A 15,849-nucleotide genomic window follows, 5' to 3' on the forward strand; every position below is an offset into this window, starting at 1 on the left:
TCACAGTCACGCGACCGTCACATTTTCCGGTTCTGTCGGTCGTCGGACGCATCGTGTCGGCTGGTACCCGACCTTGGCGATGCAGAGGTTGCACGGGATGCACCGGCTCGTGGCCGCGTCCTCGGCCTCGTACCGAGCAATCAGGTCGGGCTCGCGCAGCAGCGCCCGACCGATCGTCACGAACGCGAAGCCACCGTCGATGGCGTCGAGCATCGAGTCCCGGCGGGTCAGCCCGCCGAGCAGCATCACCGGAGTGTCGATCGCGCGCCGGAACAGCTCCGCCTTGGGCCGGAAGAACGCCTCCTCGAAGTCGAGGTTGCGGATGACCAACGGCGCACCGACGCGGATGATCGCTCGGCGCACCGGATTGGGGTCGTCCTCGAACATGGCCTTGCGGGGTGCATCCCCGCGCAGCAGGTACATCGGCGAGCGGGTGGTGTGCCCACCGGTGAGCTGGATGGCGTCGAGGGTGCCGTCCGCATCGAGCATGCGGGCGACGGCGAGCCCCTCGTCGAGCGTCATGCCGCTGCGGAAGCCGTCGTCCATGTTGAGCTTGGCCCAGATGGCGATCCGTCCACCGACACGAGCACGCACCGCCTCGCAGACAGAGCGGGCGAACCGCGCCCGGTTCTCGATCGTTCCACCGTGTTCGTCGTCGCGCCTGTTGTTCCACGGACACAGGAACTGACTGAGCAGGTAGCCGTGGCCGATGTGGATCTCGACGCCGCCGAAGCCAGCTTCCTCGGCCATGGCCGCCGCCTCGGCGAAGTCGTGGGTCACCCGCTCGATGTCGGCGACGCTCATGGCCCGGCTGCGGGTCCCGCCATGCGGGCTGAACTGGGCGCTCGGTCCCATCGGCTGCTCCCCCGTCGCGTGCGGGTCGGCGAACCATCCGGCGTGGCCGAGCTGCACTGCGGGCGTCGATCCCGTCGCTCGGATCTCCTGACAGAACCGGGTGAGACCAGGGAGGGCATCGCGTCGCATCACCAACTGGTCGGCGAACGTCCGGCCGTCGGACGACACGCTGCAGTACGACAACGTCGAGACCCCCACACCTCCCTGGGCGATCTCTCGATGCCAGGCGATCAGTTCGTCGGTGACGAGCCCGTCGCGACCCAGCGACTCGTAGGTCGCAGCCTTCACGGTGCGGTTCCGGACCTCGATCGGTCCGAGACGTGCCGGCTCGAACAGTGCGTGCGTGGCCATCTCGCCGACGGTACCGCCATATCTGACACCGCGTCAGGAGAACGACGGTGCCGGGGGCGTGGACGTGGTGGGGCGAGCACGTACGATCCCGGCATGGCACTGACCGACGTCGTCACCGGAGAGACCGCGCGCTGGACCAACCAATGGTTGGAGCTCAAGAACGAGGTCATCGACACCGGCCTCTGCACCGGCTGCGCCGGCTGCGTCATCTCCTGTCCCCACGATGTGATCGGGTACAACCACGAGTCGGGCGGCTACAAGCCGTTCCACCTCGAGGACGAGCTCGGCCCCGACGACTGCGTGCACGGCCAGAAGGGCTGCACGTCGTGCACCCGGGCGTGCCCCCGCTTCCGTAACTGGGAGCCCGAGGCCGACGAGCACCTCTTCGCCCGACGCCGTGAGGCCGAGGACCTGTCGGGCATCTACAAGGACATCATGCTCACCAAGGCGTCCGACAAGACCGTGCACGAGCTCGGCCAGGACGGCGGGCTCGTCTCGGCGATCCTGTTGTGGCTGCTCGAAGAGGAGTACATCGACGGCGCGCTCGTCAGCTACCTCGACGGCGCGAAGGGCGACTGGAAGGCCAAGCCCGGCGTCGCCACCAACAAGCAGGAGGTGCTCGACGCCGCCGGCAGTCGCTACACCTACTCGGCCAACACGCTCGCGCTCGACGAGGCGATGGACCGCGGTCTCAAGGACCTCGCGCTCGTCGGGATGAGCTGCCAGTCCTCCGTCCCACCGATCATGTGGCACCGCAAGATCGGCAAGATCTCCAAGCCGATCAAGTTCAACATCGGGCTGCTCTGCTCCAAGACGTTCGACGACGCCATCTTCGAGGAGCTCTTCGAGACCAAGTACGGGATCAAGAAGCAGAACATCACGAAGATGAACATCAAGGGCGTCTTCCAGCTCTGGACCGACGACGGCAAGTACCACGGCATTCCGCTCAAGGAATGCCATGCGTGGACGCGCGAAGGCTGCAACCACTGCCCCGACTTCGCCGCCGAGCACGCCGACATCTCCACCGGTGGCATCGGCAAGGAGAACGACTGGACGCTGACCATCGTCCGCACCGAACTGGGCCGTGAGGTCATGACCCGCATGATCGACGCCGGCGTCATCGAGGCCCGCCCCGGCGACGACGATCCCGGCGCCATCGCCCTCATGCACAAGCTGGCGGCCAAGTCTCGCCAACGTTGGCCGGACTTCGCCGTCGACTTCCCGAAGGTGAAGCGCTAGCCCACGGGGTCCTCGACGGTCGGTCGGACGGCCCGGAGCACAACGGCTGCCAGCGCGGCGAGCGTGATGCTGGCGCCGACCCACTGCAGCGCCGACAGGTACTCGTCGAGCACGAACCACGCGACCGTCGACGACACGACCGGCACGGCCAAGGTCAGTAACGAGGCGGTGGTCAAGGTGACGTGGCGGTGGGCCCAGTTCACCCCGAGGTGACCGAGCGTGCCGCCGACGGCGAGCGCCAGGAGTCGGAGCCAGTCGCCGCCGTCCGGCGTCGGGACGTCGCCCGAGAGCAGCACCACAGGGACCGTCATCACGGCCGCGACCGTCAGCAGGCCCACCTGGAATGATCCTGCAGCGACATCGGATCGCTCCCGGCTCCGCTTCCCGAGCACGAAGTAGACGGTGTTGGAGAGCATGCCGCCGACGGCCAACAGGTCGCCGTGGATGTCGCCCGCCCCGCCGGACTCGCCCCCGACGATCACGAGGAGGACGCCGGCGGTGGCGACCAACGTGAGCAGGACCTCGGGCAGTCGGACCTTCTCGCCGAAGAACCGCCCAACCAGCGTCAGGCTCAGCCCGGACTGGAGTGCGGCGATCAGCGTGGCGTTGGCGATCGACGTCTCCTTGAACGCGCTGAAGAAGAACAGGATCGATCCGCCGTAGGCGATCCCTGCGGGGACGGCGACGCGGATGCCCTCGAGCGTCGGTCGACGCCCCATGGCCGTCAGCAGCGCGACCAGGAGCGCGATCCCGAGGAACAGGCGGTACGAGGCCGTCACCACACCGGAGAAGTTGGTGGTGCGGACGATGACGTTGTTGACACCGAACGCGACCATCGCGCCCGAGACCGCGAGCGTGCCGGCGGTGTTGCGGCGCTCGCCGTCGGTGGAATCCATCGCCCGTTGCTATCCGCGATGGGACAACTCTCCAATTCCGGCTACTCAGGCCGGTGCATCTGCCAGAGGTCTGCCGGGTCTTGGTCTGCATCGAGCGTCAGGTGCTTCACGATGTTGTGGAACCCGCACAGCGGCTGACTGTTGGCCACGTCGGTCGCTCCACCGTCGGTCCACTCGACGTCGTGGTCGACCTGGATGCGATGGCTCGGTGCGTCGCAGCCGATCTGGCCACACCGGAGCCTGTCCCGATTCCGAAGCACCGCTTGGAGCAGCGCTGCGTCGCGGGAACAGCCCGTGAACAGCCGTCGTCTGCGCCCGAGGTCGATGACGGTCGATGCGCCGTCGACGATGACTCGCCGGACATGGCCGGCCAGGGCAGCATCGAGGGCCTCGGACGGGGTCACGCGGGTCCCGCCGACCGTCTGGCACCGACGCCGGCCGACGTCGCCCGGATCGGGAGGACCGGCAGTGCCGTCCGATGACTGGCCGAGCGACTCGCGGAACGTCTCCTCGTCGACGACGATGTTCACCAGTGGCGCCGGCTCTCGTCCGCCGTCGGGCATCGCGGCCGCTCGGCGGAAGATGGCGAACAGCGCATCGGCACGGCGCTGCGCCGGTGTTCGCCGCAGGTGTTCGACGCGGGTGTCGGCGCCGTGGATCGCCTTCGCTTCAGCCCAGTCGGCGGCGAATTCGGCGTCCTCGAAGCGAGCGAAGATCTCTGCCATCGCCGAACCCTGCAGCGCGCCGAATCCTCCACGAAGAGTCCACGACGAATCGATCGAGTTCTCGAGCAGCGACGCATTGCGGCGCTCGTGGATCGCCTCGGCGCGCTGTTCGGCCCCATCGACGTCGGCCACACGCTCCCAGTCCCGGAGCCACGCACGGAACGCCTCGGGCATCTGTGCCGCAGCCTGTTCGGCGAACACGCCGTCGACCAGCGGTCCGAATTCGGCGACCCGGGGATTCGACAGCGTCCGAGCGATCATCCGGGCGGACTCGGTCGGGATCTCCCCTCGTGCGTACGCAGCGTCGACCATCGGCATGGTGCGGAGCACCCGCGCGGAACGGAGCCGATCGTGCGCTACCGGGCCACTGAGGCGGCACCGGGTCTTCAGAGCCGCTTTGGCGGTGCGGTGGCCGTCGACGCCGAATGCGCCCGACGCCGCCACGTGGCCGGCGACCCGGTCCGTCTGGTGATCGAAGCGGCGGTGTAGCAGCTCCACCCCTTCGACGAGTCGCAGGACTTCTGCGGCGGGCAACGATTCGAGGTCGATGTTCTCGAACGCATCGACCGCTGCAGCGAACAACGCGAGCGCACCAGACACGGTGATCACGTCCCCCGTCGAGTTGTCGTCGGTCATCCCCATTCCTCGATCGTCGCACGGAGGGGGTGACAAGAACTCCGCTCGTTCAGCCCCTCCGATCGAGAAATGTTCGACCTCGTGGAGAGAGCCGGTACCCACGTTCGAGACGCTCGGTGAGACCAAGGCTCTTGAGTCGCCGGACCCGTGTCTTGAGCTCGGCCTGTTCCATGTCGACCTCACGGCAGAGGTCTGCCGACCGAACCCCTGGGTTTGCTGCGATCAGTGGATCGTCACCGGCGAGGTGGAACCGGATCCGGTGGAGTTGACGGTCGGGACCGGTCGACATCCGAGACAGGAGCGATGCGAGATCAGGTTCACCGGCCGCACGTGCGTCGTCGTCGGTGAGGACGGATCGGTCGATCACGTCCGCGTCGAACAGCATCAGCCTGCGGCGAGGGCCCGGGCCCGCTCGAGGACGTCGTCGAACATCGGCTCGGTCAGCCGGCCGGTGAACGTGTTCTGTTGGCTGACGTGGAAGCTGGCGACGATCGTCCGACCGTCGCCGGCATCGACCTCGACGCCGTGTCCGAACTTCGGCCGCGGCTTCACCCCGAGGAACCGACAGGTCGCCTGGTAGCCGAACTGGCCGAGGGGCACGAACACCCGGGCCCGGTCGAGCAGCGTGAGTTCTCGGTCGAGGAAGCCGGCGCACTGGTCACGCTCGGCCGGGGTCGGCTTGTTGGCCGGCGGCGCGCACTTGACCGGCGAGGTGATCCAGACGTCGGTGAGCTCGAGGCCGTCGTCCACGCCGATCGACTCCGGCTGGTTGGCGAATCCGGTGCGGTGGAGCGCCGCGTAGAGGAAGTCGCCGCTTCGATCGCCGGTGAACATCCGGCCCGTGCGGTTGGCTCCGTGCGCCGCGGGCGCAAGCCCCACGACCACGACTCGAGCGGCGGGATCACCGAATCCGGGAACGCCTCTCCCCCAGTAGTCGTCGTCGCGATACGAGGCGCGTTTCTCGATCGCCACCTGCTCGCGCCAAGCGACCAGACGGGGGCAGGCGCGGCAGTTCGAGACGTCTGCGGTCAGCGTCTCGAACGAATCCATGGCCGATAGCGTGGCAAATCGCATGGCTGCCAAGCGCACGACCCGATCGAAACGGGCACCGTCCGGGGACTCGACCCCGGCTCCGACCCTCGTACTGCTCGTGCGCCACGGGAAGACGCCGACGACCGGATCCGTCCTCCCCGGCCGGGCTCCTGGCCTCCATCTGGCCGAGGACGGCATCGCCCAGGCCGAGGCCGTCGCCGGTCGCATCGCCGAACTGCACACCTCCCGGACCACGAAGGACGGCGGCAAGGGCATCGCCGCCGTGTACGCCTCGCCGATGGAGCGCACTCAGGAGACCGCCAAGCCGATCTCGAAGGCGCTCGGCCTCCGGACCCGCACACGCGCCGGGCTCGTCGAATGTGACTTCGGCGCCTGGACCGGCGAGAAGCTGTCGAAGCTCAACAAGTTGCCCGAGTGGAAGACGGTGCAGCGCCACCCCGCTGGCTTCCGGTTCCCGAACGGCGAGTCGTTCTCCGAGATGCAGACGCGGATGGTCGACACCATCAACGCGCTGGTCGGCGAACACCCGGGCGAGTCGATCGTGGCCGTGTCGCATGCCGACACCATCAAGGCCGCCGTGGCGCAGGCGCTCGGCACGCCGCTCGACCTGTTCCAACGCATCGTGATCGGGCAGTGCTCGGTCTCGGCGATCGTCTACAGCGCCTCCGGCCCGACCGTCCTCGCCGTGAACCACACCGGCGACCTCGTGTCGCTCGTGCCCTCATGACCGCCTACGAGGAACCCGACGCGTTCACGACGGGTGCCGTCGGCGAGCCCGGCGACCGGACCTTCTACCTCCAGGCCCGCGAGGGCGAGCACACCACGTCGGTGAAGCTCGAGAAGCAACAGGTCATGGCGTTGGCCGAGTACCTGGGCGGACTGTTGCACGACCTGCCCGCACCGGACGAGGTGCCTCAGGCCCCCGAATTGATCGACCCGGTGATCCCCGACTGGACCGTCGGGACGATCGGTGTGGCCTACGACAATGACCGCGATCGCATCGTCATCGTCGCCGACGAACTCCTGGCCGACGACGAGGCCTCCGGTGCGACCTTGCGGGTCGCCGCGACGCGCTCCCAGGTCCGGGCGCTGATCGACCGGGCCGAAGGCCTCCTGGCCGGCGGACGGCCGCCGTGTCGTCTCTGTGGTGCACCGGTCGACACCACGGGCCACGCCTGCCCCCGAGCCAACTGATCACCGGTCCATACTCGGTCGATGGCGGATCCCGTACTCGAGGTGCTCACCGACGGTGAGATCGAGATCGAAGGCCGGATGCCGTGGTCGTCGAACGGCACGTACCTCGTCCGGGTGACGCTCGGTGACGTCTGGACCCGAGCCATCTACAAGCCCCGCCAGATGGAGCGGCCGCTCTGGGACTTCCCCGCCGGTCTCGACCGTCGAGAGGTCGCGGCCTACGAGCTCTCCGAGGCACTCGGGTGGGACCTCGTCCCGCACACCGTGCTGCGAGACGGCCCTCTGGGTCAGGGATCGGTGCAGCGGTTCGTCGACGCCGACTTCGAGGAGCACTACTTCACCCTCTTCGAGTCCGGGCGCCATCTCGAACGCATGCAGGCCATGTGCGTGTTCGACCTCCTCGCCAACAACACCGACCGCAAGAGCGGCCACTGCCTCGTCTCGGTCGGTGACGAACTGTTCGGCATCGACCACGGCCTCTGCTTCCACGAGGAGTTCAAGCTGCGGACCGTCATCTGGGACTTCGGCGGCGACCCGATCCCGGACTGCCTGCTCGATGCCGTGCGTCGGCTGCGCGACGAGGGACTCCCCGAGGCCTTGGTGACGCTGCTGCGACCGATCGAGGCCGACGCCCTGCGATCTCGGGTCGTCGAGGTGGCGATGATGTCGGAGTTCCCGATCGACCCGACCGGCCGACGTCACCCCTGGCCGCTCGTCTGAACGTCAGCGACGCTGCTGGAGTCGGACCACGCGATCCTGCGGGGTCCCCGCGATGGTCCGGAGCGGGCGCTCCGAGATCCAGTGCTCGAACGCATCGACCGGGAGCGGTCGGCTGAGCAGGTAGCCCTGCAGACGGTCGCTCCCGAGCTCGTGGAGCCGGTCGCGCACCTCGACGGTCTCGACGCCCTCGACCACCACGGTGAGCCCGAGGTTGTGGCCGAGGTCGATCATCGAACGGACGATCGCCTCGTCCGACTCGCTGGTGGTCAGGTCGAACACGAAGGACTTGTCGATCTTGATCTCCCCGACGGGGAGCCGGCGGAGGTGAGCCAGTGACGAGTATCCGGTGCCGAAGTCGTCGATCGAGATGGCGATGCCGAGCTCGTCGAGTTCGTGCAGTGTCTTCAGCGCGCGCTCCGCCTCGGTCATGACGCTCGACTCAGTGAGCTCCATCGTGAGCGAACCGGCGGGGAGCCCGGTGCGCTCGAGAATGACCTCGACGTCGGACGCGAAGCTCGGATTCGTGAGATTGCGGGCCGACAGGTTGACGGCGATGTCGAGATCCCAGCCGAGTTCACGCCAGTGTGCGCCGGTCATGGCCGCGACGGTGAGGACGTGCAGCGTGAGCGCGTCGATCGCGCCCGTGTTCTCCGCTGCGGGGATGAACTGGTCGGGGCGCAGGTGTCCGAGTCGGGGGTGATCCCACCGGACCAGTGCCTCGGCGCCGGTGATCAACCCATTGACGATGTCGAGCTGGGGCTGGAAGTGCACCTCGAGCTCGCCGGCCGGGATGGCGTCGCGGAGGTCGGCGGCGATGGTGAGGCGCTGAGGATCGTAGGGGTCGCGGTCGGACGCCCACGTCGTGACAGTTGTTCCGTCGAGTGCCGTACGGCTGGCGGCCAGGCTCGCCCGACGGAGAAGCGTCTCGCTGTCCGAGCCGTGGTCCGGGGCCAGCGCCACGCCGATGCCGACGATGACCGCGAGGGCGACGTCGTCGCACAGCACCGGCAGCTTGAACGCATCGACGATGCGATCCGAGAACTCGTCGGCCTCGTCCTGGCCGCCGGGGATGATGAGCGTGAACTCGTCGGTGGCCGATCGAGCGCACCATGCACGCCGCCCGACCGGGCGCAGACGAGCCGCCACCTGGCGCAGCATCTCGTCGCCCATGGCGAGGCCGAGCGTCTCGTTCACCTCACGCAACGAGTTCACCCGGACGGTGATCATCGCCAAGCGACCTCCCGCCTCAAGCTGACCGCCGAGTCGCTCGACCAGAGCCCGTTGATTCGGCAGGTCGGTCACATCGTCGTGGAGCGCCTGATGCGCCCGGAATCCAGCCTCCTCACGGAGGCGGGTGACCAGCTGCGAGTTGCGGAACGCCGTCGCGACGTGGCCCGCAGCGGTTTCGAGAAGCTGGACATCCTCGTCGTCGAACGATCGAGCATCTGAGAGGCGCCCATCGACGATGAGGACTCCGTCCCCCTGAAGCATGGGAAGGCGAGACGCGATGCCGCTCCCCCTCGCCTTGATCTCCCCGCTTCTTGCCGGGAGATCAGCGTGCACCGCCGCGAGCTCTGCCGCAATCGTGAGGTCGGTGCCCGTCGCGGGGGTCGGAGAGTCTCGACGGAGTTCGCCGTCCTCGTACGTGAACCGATCCACACCTGACTCACTCGGCAAGAGGGCGACCACGCGCTCACCCTTGAGGAGTCGAGCGACGCCCTCGAGTGTCGTACGAACGAGCCCTTCTGTATCCGTCTGGAAGTTCACGCTGGTCGTGAACTCGTGGAGGGCCGACAGGGCTTGATGCCGCTCGCGGATCCTGATGAACGACAAGAAGAAGTAGCCCAACGCCGCGCCGATGAAGAGGAGGAGAACCCAAGACTCGCCCCCACTCCACAGCACTGCAGATGCACCAAGAGCGACCGCGGTGGCTGCCATGACGCTCGCGCCAGACACTGCGAGTACCGATGTCGCTGAGCGTATGGTCACGGGAGCGCCAGCGATTGCCAACACGCTCGTCACCGAGATCCAACTGACGAGGTGCGAGGCCATAACCGCCGCGAATGCAGCCAACCAACCGCGAGGCTGCACCGGGCTGCTCGAGCCGAGCAATGCGTTGAAGAGCAGAATCGCCGTGGCAGCCTCGATCGCGAAGACCGCCACGTTGAAGAGCACCTTCACCGGCGGCATCTTCCGCAGGACGACGACCGCAGCCGCCGCACCGATTACTCGGGCGAGCAGGAGACCAATCGGATCTGCGAAGACCAGGCCGATCGTCAACGGGATCTCCGAGAACGTCAGAGCATGAGCCTCGCGACGCGTCTCGAGGTTCACCGAGAATCGCTCGGCTCCGGCGAACGAAGCTGCGTAGATCAGCAGAACCGCTAGTTGTGGTCGCTCGCTGACGCCGCTGAGACTCGCGACAGGGATAGCGAGCGCGCACGCGACTGCGGCGAGGACGATGGCGAACAGCCATGCACCTTGCCGCCCGCGAACTTGCATCCGAGTCCTCTCCGAGGCTGGCTACGGAGAATGCCAGCGTGACTACGCAGAGTACCGTGGCCTATCCGGTGTCTCCAGTGGTCGTTGTTACCGCCAGCTGTTCCCGGACCACTCCAGGCCACGCCAGCTGTTGCCGGACCACTCCAGGCCACGCCAGCTGTTCCCGGACCACTCCAGGCCACGCCAGCTGTTCCCGGACCACTCCAGGCCACGCCAGCTGTTCCCGGACCACTCCAGGCCACGCCAGCTGTTCCCGGACCACTCCAGGCCACGCCAGCTGTTCCCGGACCACTCCAGGCCACGCCAGCTGTTCCCGGACCACTCCAGGCCACGCCAGCTGTTCCCGGACCACTCCAGGCCACGCCAGCTGTTCCCGGACCACTCCAGGCCACGCCAGCTGTTCCCGGACCACTCCAGGCCACGCCAGCTGTTCCCGGACCACTCCAGGCCACGCCAGCTGTTCCCGGACCACTCCAGGCCACGCCAGCTGTTCCCGGACCACTCCAGGCCACGCCAGCTGTTCCCGGACCACTCCAGGCCACGCCAGCTGTTCCCGGACCACTCCAGGCCACGCCAGCTGTTCCCGGACCACTCCAGGCCACGCCAGCTGTTCCCGGACCACTCCAGGCCACGCCAGCTGTTCCCGGACCACTCCAGGCCGGCCCAGGCGTCGGCCGTGGGGGCGACGTCGGTGTCGGTCGAAGGGCGGAAGATGCCAGAGGCGAGGCACGCGAGAGCGACGTCGAGGTCGATCACGCCGGCGCCGGCGGCGACGTCGTCGATGCGGACGGCCGAGGTGCACAGGATGTGCTTGACCTCGTCCGGGGTGAGGGTGGGATCGGCGTGCAGGAGCAGGGCAGCGGCGCCTGCAGCGGCGGCAGCGGCCTGCGAGCTCCCCGAGCCCTTGACGTAGCCCGGGGCCACGATCGACGACTCGGGGGCGTTCTCGGATTCGGAGCCCGGCGCGATCGGTCCGACCAGCGACTTGCCCGGGGCGGACACGTCGGGGCGGGCGGCGTCGTCGCCACGGCTGGAGAAGTCACAGACGGCCCAGCCGTCCTCGACCTGCTCGGCAGCGGCGACGGTCAACACGTCGGCGATGTGGGTCGGCGTCGACAGGGGGGCCTCGTCACCCGAGTTCCCGGCGGAGGTGACCACGACGACACCAGAACGCCAGGCACGGGAGACAGCGGCAGCGAGCGGATCGTGCTCACCGACGGGGAGCTGATCGGCACCGAAGGCCAGGAGGAGGACACCGATGGAGAGCTGGTGGCGATGGGCGACCGTCCAGTCGATGCCGGCGATGACGGCGTCGACGTCGGTGGCACCGGCTTCGCCGGCGACCTTGACGCTGATGACGTGGGAGCCCGGGGCGACACCGACGTTGGTGCCGGCAGCGATGCCTGCGAGGTGCGTACCGTGGCCGGTGCGGTCGAGCGCCTCGTCGACGGTGCCGGCGTCGACGGTGAAGTCGGGACCGGCAACCAGTCGGTCGCCGAACTCACCGGGGGCGGTCACGCCCGAGTCGATGATGGCGATGCCCACGCCGTGGCCGGTGAGGCCTCGACGATGGAGCGAGGTTCCGAGGACGGGCTGCACGTCCTTGCCTCCGTGTTCGATCTGATCGGTCATGAGCGGGTTCCCCAGTGGCGAGTGCGTTGTCGTGGTGTGGTGAACCACGGGACGCGAAGGCTGAGAACCAAGCGCCCCGAGAGGTCTACAAGTCAGTTCTCCCCACTCCGGGTGCCCTGTTCAACACGCAAAATCGTGTGCGTAGTGGAGTGACCACGCTGAGCGCGGAGTCGGCAGAGGGCGCAGGAACCGCAGAACCGGGTGAACGCCAGTGTTTCCCTGGCCTCCAGGGAATTCACCCCCGATCGGTCGAGGGCCGTCGGCGCGCACGCCCCGCAAGGGTTCGCCCACGGTCCGCAGCATCCTCACGGATCGGGTTCGGTCCTGCACGATCCGGAGTGGGATGACCACGACGCCGATGACCCGTCCGGGCCATGAAGATTGCTTGAAAACGCGACGACGGCCGCCCCGGAAGGGCGGCCGTCGAATCGAACGATGCCCGGCCGGAGCCGAGCAGGATCGCAGCAGCGATCAGGCGCCGAGCGCCTCGATCAGTGCCGGAAGGACCTTGTGGACGTCGCCCACGATGCCGAGGTCGGCGACCGAGAAGATCGGCGCCTCGGGGTCCTTGTTGATGGCGATGATGTTCTTCGAGCCCTTCATGCCCACGAGGTGCTGCGTGGCACCGGAGATGCCGCACGCGATGTAGACGTCGGGCTTGACGACCTTGCCGGTCTGGCCGACCTGCTTGGCGTAGGGGACCCAGCCAGCGTCGACGATGGCGCGGGTGGCGCCGGTGGCGGCACCGAGCTTCTTGCCGAGGGTCTCGATGTACTCCTCGAACTTCTCGGGGTCACCGAGGCCACGGCCGCCGGAGACGACGATCGGGGCCGAGTCGAGCTGCGGACCCTCGCGCTCTTCGACGTGGGTCGAGAGAACGGTTGCGGCGGGCACGCCGTCGGGGACGCTGACTGCGTTGACCGCAGCCGCACCGCCGCCGGACTCGCTGGCCTCGTACGACTTGGGCCGCACGAGGACGAGCTGGGGGCCACCGGCGGTGAACTTGGTCTTGACGACCTTCTCGCCACCGAAGACCTGCACCTCGGTGACCACGGCGTCGCCGTCGAGGTCGAGGGCGGTGCAGTTCGAGATGACGGGCTTGCCGAGCTTCACCGATGCGACGGCGAATGCGTCACGGGTGTCGTAGGTGGTGCCGCCGATGATGGCGTCGACACCGTCAGCCGCAGCGGCGAGGGCCGCACCCGCGGGAGCGCCGCCGAGCTGGTCGCCGAGCGAGCCGGTGGCGTTGACGGCGGTGGCGCCGAATGCGCCGACGGCCTCGGCCACGTCGGCACCGTCACCGGCGTAGAACGCCTCGACGGTGTCGGCGAGGTCGCGCGCCTTGGTGAGCAGTTCCTTGCTGAGCGACGTCAGTGCGCCACTCTCGTCGGTCTCCACGAAGACCCAGACTTTGGACAGAGCCATGGTGTTCCTCTTTCCTCAGATTCGATCGGGTCTCAGATGACCTTGAGCTCTTGGAGCTTGGCCACGATTTTCTGGAAGCCTTCGCCTTCGTCCTCGACGATCTCGCCGGCCTCACGGGCGGGCGCGTCCTCGACGGCGACGATCTCCTGGCCGGCGCCGGACCAGCCGACGGTGGCCGTGTCGAGACCGAGGTCACCGACGGCGACCTCCTCGACGGGCTTCGACTTGGCGGCCATGATCCCCTTGAACGAGGGGTAGCGGGGCTCGACCACGCCGGCGGTCACGGAGACCACGGCGGGCGTCGATGCCTCCACGTCCTGGTAGCCGGTCTCGGTCTGGCGCTGCACGGACACCTTGCCGTCAGCGATCTCGACCGACTTGGCGAAGCTCACCATGGGGAGACCGAGTTCGGCGGCCAGCATCTGCGGGACGGTGCCCGTGTAGCCGTCGGACGACTCGACACCGGAGATGATGAGGTCGTACTCGCCGGCCTTGCCCATGGCCGCAGCCAGGGTCCGAGCCGTGTCGAGCGCACCGGCGCCGGCGAGCTCGGGGTCGGTGACGAGCACGGCCTTGGCGGCGCCCATGGCGAGCGCGGTACGGAGACCGGACACCTCGCCGTTGGGAGCCATGGAGACGAGGGTGACCTCGCCGCCGCCGGCGGTGTCCACCAGCTGGAGGGCCATCTCGACCCCGTACGAGTCGGACTCGTCCAGGATGAGCTTGCCGGCACGGTTGAGGGTGAAGTCAGCATCCAGGCTGCCGGGATCGGCGGGGTCCGGGATCTGCTTCACGCAGACGACGACGTTGAGGGACATGCGGGCGATTGTGTCAGCAGGATGACGGCGCAGTCCAAACCGTGCGCACATGTCAACATCATCATTCCGTGCGCATCCTCCTCATCGTCAACGCCTTCGCCTCGTCGGTGACCGCCCGCTCCATGGTCGTCATCAACAAGGCGTTCTCCGCCGACCACGACGTCGAGCTGGTCGAGACCAGCCGTCGCGGCCACGCCACACGTCTCGCGCTCGGTGCGGCCAACGAGGGATACGACGCCGTGGTGGTCATGGGCGGCGACGGGACGCTCAACGAGGCCGCCAACGGTCTGATCGGGACCAAGACCGCGCTGGCCACGATCCCGGGCGGGTCGACCAACGTCTTCGCCCGCCAGATCGGGCTTCCGAACGATCCGGTCGAAGCCACGGGCGTCCTCCTCGACGCCCTGTCCGCGGAGTCGATCCGGCCGATCGGGCTCGGCTCGGTCGACGGCCGGTGCTTCCTCTTCCACACGGGGATCGGTTTCGACGCCGCCGTCGTCGAGCAGGTCGAGCGGCGCGCCTCGTTCAAGCGCTACGCCGGGCACCCGCTGTTCGTCTACTCCGGCTTCGCCACGTGGCTCCGCCACTACGACCACAGCCGACCCCGGATGGCGGTCCGCCTGAGCGACGGTCAGGTCATCGACGACGCCTACATGACGATCGTCCTCAACACGAGCCCGTACACCTACCTCGGCAACCGCGGACTCGACCTGACACCGGAGGCGACGCTCGACAACGGGCTGTCCGTAGTGGTCATCCGCACGATGGACTTCGTGAAGACGTTGGCGCTCGTCGGCTCGGGCATCGGCGCCGGCAAGCACCTGCGTTCCTCCAAGCACGCCGTCGTCGCCCACGACCTCGACCGGATCGACGTCACCGGACACGGCGACATCCCGTACCAGGTCGACGGCGACTTCCTCGGCTACACAGGCACCCTCGCGTTCGAGCACAAACCCGACGCGCTCCGACTGGTCATGCCGGTCTGATCCGACCGTCCAAGGTCTCGACGGCGACATCGGGCACATCGGTCACGATCCCGTCGATGCCCAGCGACGCGAGCTGGGCGATCACGTCGGGCTCGTTCACCGTCCAGGCATTGACCTCGAGGCCGGCGCCATGCGCCGCGTCGATCAGCGCCTCGTCGACGAAGAGGAAGTACGGATTGATCGCGTCGTGCCCTCGCTTCGACGCCAGCCGCACGCTCTCGAGGGCAGTCGGTTCGACCAGCGTGAGGAAGCCGGTCCGGATCTCGGGATCGAGCACCTTCACCCGATCGATGGTGGCGAGATGGAACGACGAGATCAGGACGCGATCCCGGCCGGCCCGTTCCGACAACAACGCCACCACCTCGTCGGCCAGGGTGCAGGTCTCGTGGAAGTCGGGCTCGCCGGGGATGTTCTTGATCTCGATGTTGACCACCATGCCCACGCAGGTGTCGAGCGCCGCCTCCAGGGTCGGGATCGACGCCGGGAGGTCGGCGTGCGTCGTCGCCGCGATGATCCGTCCGCCCGGCAGTTGGGCGTCGTGGTGCAGGACCAACGCGCCGTCCACCGTGCGACGCACGTCGAGTTCGACGCCGTCGGCCCCCTGGACACGGGCCAGGTCATAGGCCTCGAGGGTGTTCTCCGGCGCAGCCGCCGACGCTCCCCGATGTCCGAATACCTGTGGTTTGTGCATCGAATTTCGTCCCTCCGAAAAAACCCTTGCGCGCCTACTGGAGCGCGGCTACGGTGGTCAAGTCCGGCGAGACGACCCCCAGTCCGCTGAGGCATGTGAACGCTGTCACAAGATGGCGAGAGAACT

At 67.9% G+C, this 15,849-nt stretch carries 15 protein-coding genes; 5 read left to right on the plus strand and 10 right to left on the minus strand.

The features are described from left to right. Positions 1-6 precede the first annotated feature (6 nt). Entirely contained in the window at positions 7-1,206 is a 1,200-nt protein-coding gene (locus AB8619_RS13960; RefSeq protein ID WP_436793240.1) for an NADH:flavin oxidoreductase, read from the minus strand. 93 nt (positions 1,207-1,299) lie between these two features. Here AB8619_RS13960 and AB8619_RS13965 point away from each other — a divergent pair, with 93 nt between their 5' ends. Beyond that, the gene (locus AB8619_RS13965; protein ID WP_436793241.1) at positions 1,300-2,445 is read left to right on the plus strand and encodes a Coenzyme F420 hydrogenase/dehydrogenase, beta subunit C-terminal domain; all 1,146 of its coding nucleotides are present in this window, start codon (positions 1,300-1,302) and stop codon (positions 2,443-2,445) included. Here the strand turns inward: AB8619_RS13965 and AB8619_RS13970 are convergent. The 4 genes from AB8619_RS13970 to AB8619_RS13985 are packed head-to-tail and all read right to left on the minus strand — an operon-like array spanning position 2,442 to position 5,752. Continuing rightward, positions 2,442-3,341: a DMT family transporter gene (locus AB8619_RS13970; RefSeq protein WP_436793242.1), complete on the minus strand. Its 900-nt coding sequence runs from the start codon at positions 3,339-3,341 to the stop codon at positions 2,442-2,444. The genes AB8619_RS13965 and AB8619_RS13970 overlap by 4 nt on opposite strands. Positions 3,342-3,382: 41 nt before the next feature. Continuing rightward, positions 3,383-4,702 (minus strand): DUF222 domain-containing protein, encoded by a 1,320-nt coding sequence (locus AB8619_RS13975; protein ID WP_436793243.1) that lies wholly within the window; start codon positions 4,700-4,702, stop codon positions 3,383-3,385. Between the two features lie 49 nt (positions 4,703-4,751). Beyond that, positions 4,752-5,087 (minus strand): hypothetical protein, encoded by a 336-nt coding sequence (locus tag AB8619_RS13980; RefSeq protein WP_436793244.1) that lies wholly within the window; start codon positions 5,085-5,087, stop codon positions 4,752-4,754. Continuing rightward, complete coding sequence (locus tag AB8619_RS13985; RefSeq protein WP_436793245.1) at positions 5,087-5,752, minus strand: uracil-DNA glycosylase; 666 nt, start codon at positions 5,750-5,752, stop codon at positions 5,087-5,089. Before AB8619_RS13985 ends, AB8619_RS13980 begins: the two co-directional genes overlap by 1 nt. Before the next feature lie 22 nt (positions 5,753-5,774). On the opposite strand from AB8619_RS13985, the gene AB8619_RS13990 reads away from it, so the two are divergent. From AB8619_RS13990 to AB8619_RS14000, 3 genes are read left to right on the plus strand one after another with little or no spacing between them, the layout of a single operon-like run. Further along, on the plus strand, positions 5,775-6,482 hold the full coding sequence (locus AB8619_RS13990) for a histidine phosphatase family protein (protein ID WP_436793246.1): 708 nt from the start codon (positions 5,775-5,777) through the stop codon (positions 6,480-6,482). Then, positions 6,479-6,949 carry a DUF3090 family protein gene (locus tag AB8619_RS13995; protein WP_436793247.1) on the plus strand — a complete coding sequence of 157 codons (471 nt, stop codon included), beginning with the start codon at positions 6,479-6,481 and terminating at the stop codon, positions 6,947-6,949. Before AB8619_RS13990 ends, AB8619_RS13995 begins: the two co-directional genes overlap by 4 nt. A 21-nt stretch (positions 6,950-6,970) precedes the next feature. Beyond that, entirely contained in the window at positions 6,971-7,669 is a 699-nt protein-coding gene (locus AB8619_RS14000) for an SCO1664 family protein (RefSeq protein WP_436793248.1), read from the plus strand. A gap of 3 nt (positions 7,670-7,672) precedes the next feature. Here AB8619_RS14000 and AB8619_RS14005 read toward each other — a convergent pair whose 3' ends face one another. The 4 genes from AB8619_RS14005 to AB8619_RS14020 all read right to left on the minus strand — a co-directional run bounded on the left by AB8619_RS14005 (position 7,673) and on the right by AB8619_RS14020 (position 14,046). Next, a complete protein-coding gene (locus tag AB8619_RS14005; RefSeq protein ID WP_436793249.1) occupies positions 7,673-10,171 on the minus strand; it encodes a putative bifunctional diguanylate cyclase/phosphodiesterase in 2,499 nt (832 codons plus the stop codon). An 87-nt stretch (positions 10,172-10,258) separates the two neighbouring features. Next, a complete protein-coding gene (locus AB8619_RS14010; RefSeq protein ID WP_436793250.1) occupies positions 10,259-11,803 on the minus strand; it encodes a S8 family serine peptidase in 1,545 nt (514 codons plus the stop codon). Between the two features lie 471 nt (positions 11,804-12,274). Beyond that, positions 12,275-13,228 carry an electron transfer flavoprotein subunit alpha/FixB family protein gene (locus AB8619_RS14015; protein ID WP_436793251.1) on the minus strand — a complete coding sequence of 318 codons (954 nt, stop codon included), beginning with the start codon at positions 13,226-13,228 and terminating at the stop codon, positions 12,275-12,277. A 32-nt stretch (positions 13,229-13,260) separates the two neighbouring features. After that, positions 13,261-14,046, minus strand: a complete 786-nt coding sequence (locus AB8619_RS14020) for an electron transfer flavoprotein subunit beta/FixA family protein (protein ID WP_436793252.1) — start codon at positions 14,044-14,046, stop codon at positions 13,261-13,263. Between the two features lie 68 nt (positions 14,047-14,114). Between AB8619_RS14020 and AB8619_RS14025 the strand changes: the two genes are divergently transcribed. Next, a complete protein-coding gene (locus tag AB8619_RS14025; RefSeq protein WP_436793253.1) occupies positions 14,115-15,032 on the plus strand; it encodes a diacylglycerol/lipid kinase family protein in 918 nt (305 codons plus the stop codon). Here the strand turns inward: AB8619_RS14025 and AB8619_RS14030 are convergent. Then, the gene (locus AB8619_RS14030) at positions 15,019-15,723 is read right to left on the minus strand and encodes a glycerophosphodiester phosphodiesterase (protein ID WP_436793254.1); all 705 of its coding nucleotides are present in this window, start codon (positions 15,721-15,723) and stop codon (positions 15,019-15,021) included. The two genes, AB8619_RS14025 and AB8619_RS14030, sit on opposite strands and share 14 nt — an antisense overlap. Positions 15,724-15,849: the final 126 nt, after the last annotated feature.

This window comes from Actinospongiicola halichondriae (assembly GCF_049103745.1).
GTDB classification, from domain to species: Bacteria; Actinomycetota; Acidimicrobiia; order Acidimicrobiales; family Salinilacustritrichaceae; genus Salinilacustrithrix; species Salinilacustrithrix halichondriae.

Coding starts and splice junctions, on each gene's coding strand:
- AB8619_RS13960 (WP_436793240.1), bottom strand. CDS start 1,206: ATGGCCACGCACGCACTGTTCGAGCCGGCACGTCTCGGACCGATCGAG.
- AB8619_RS13965 (WP_436793241.1), top strand. CDS start 1,300: ATGGCACTGACCGACGTCGTCACCGGAGAGACCGCGCGCTGGACCAAC.
- AB8619_RS13970 (WP_436793242.1), bottom strand. CDS start 3,341: ATGGATTCCACCGACGGCGAGCGCCGCAACACCGCCGGCACGCTCGCG.
- AB8619_RS13975 (WP_436793243.1), bottom strand. CDS start 4,702: ATGACCGACGACAACTCGACGGGGGACGTGATCACCGTGTCTGGTGCG.
- AB8619_RS13980 (WP_436793244.1), bottom strand. CDS start 5,087: ATGCTGTTCGACGCGGACGTGATCGACCGATCCGTCCTCACCGACGAC.
- AB8619_RS13985 (WP_436793245.1), bottom strand. CDS start 5,752: ATGGATTCGTTCGAGACGCTGACCGCAGACGTCTCGAACTGCCGCGCC.
- AB8619_RS13990 (WP_436793246.1), top strand. CDS start 5,775: ATGGCTGCCAAGCGCACGACCCGATCGAAACGGGCACCGTCCGGGGAC.
- AB8619_RS13995 (WP_436793247.1), top strand. CDS start 6,479: ATGACCGCCTACGAGGAACCCGACGCGTTCACGACGGGTGCCGTCGGC.
- AB8619_RS14000 (WP_436793248.1), top strand. CDS start 6,971: ATGGCGGATCCCGTACTCGAGGTGCTCACCGACGGTGAGATCGAGATC.
- AB8619_RS14005 (WP_436793249.1), bottom strand. CDS start 10,171: ATGCAAGTTCGCGGGCGGCAAGGTGCATGGCTGTTCGCCATCGTCCTC.
- AB8619_RS14010 (WP_436793250.1), bottom strand. CDS start 11,803: ATGACCGATCAGATCGAACACGGAGGCAAGGACGTGCAGCCCGTCCTC.
- AB8619_RS14015 (WP_436793251.1), bottom strand. CDS start 13,228: ATGGCTCTGTCCAAAGTCTGGGTCTTCGTGGAGACCGACGAGAGTGGC.
- AB8619_RS14020 (WP_436793252.1), bottom strand. CDS start 14,046: ATGTCCCTCAACGTCGTCGTCTGCGTGAAGCAGATCCCGGACCCCGCC.
- AB8619_RS14030 (WP_436793254.1), bottom strand. CDS start 15,723: ATGCACAAACCACAGGTATTCGGACATCGGGGAGCGTCGGCGGCTGCG.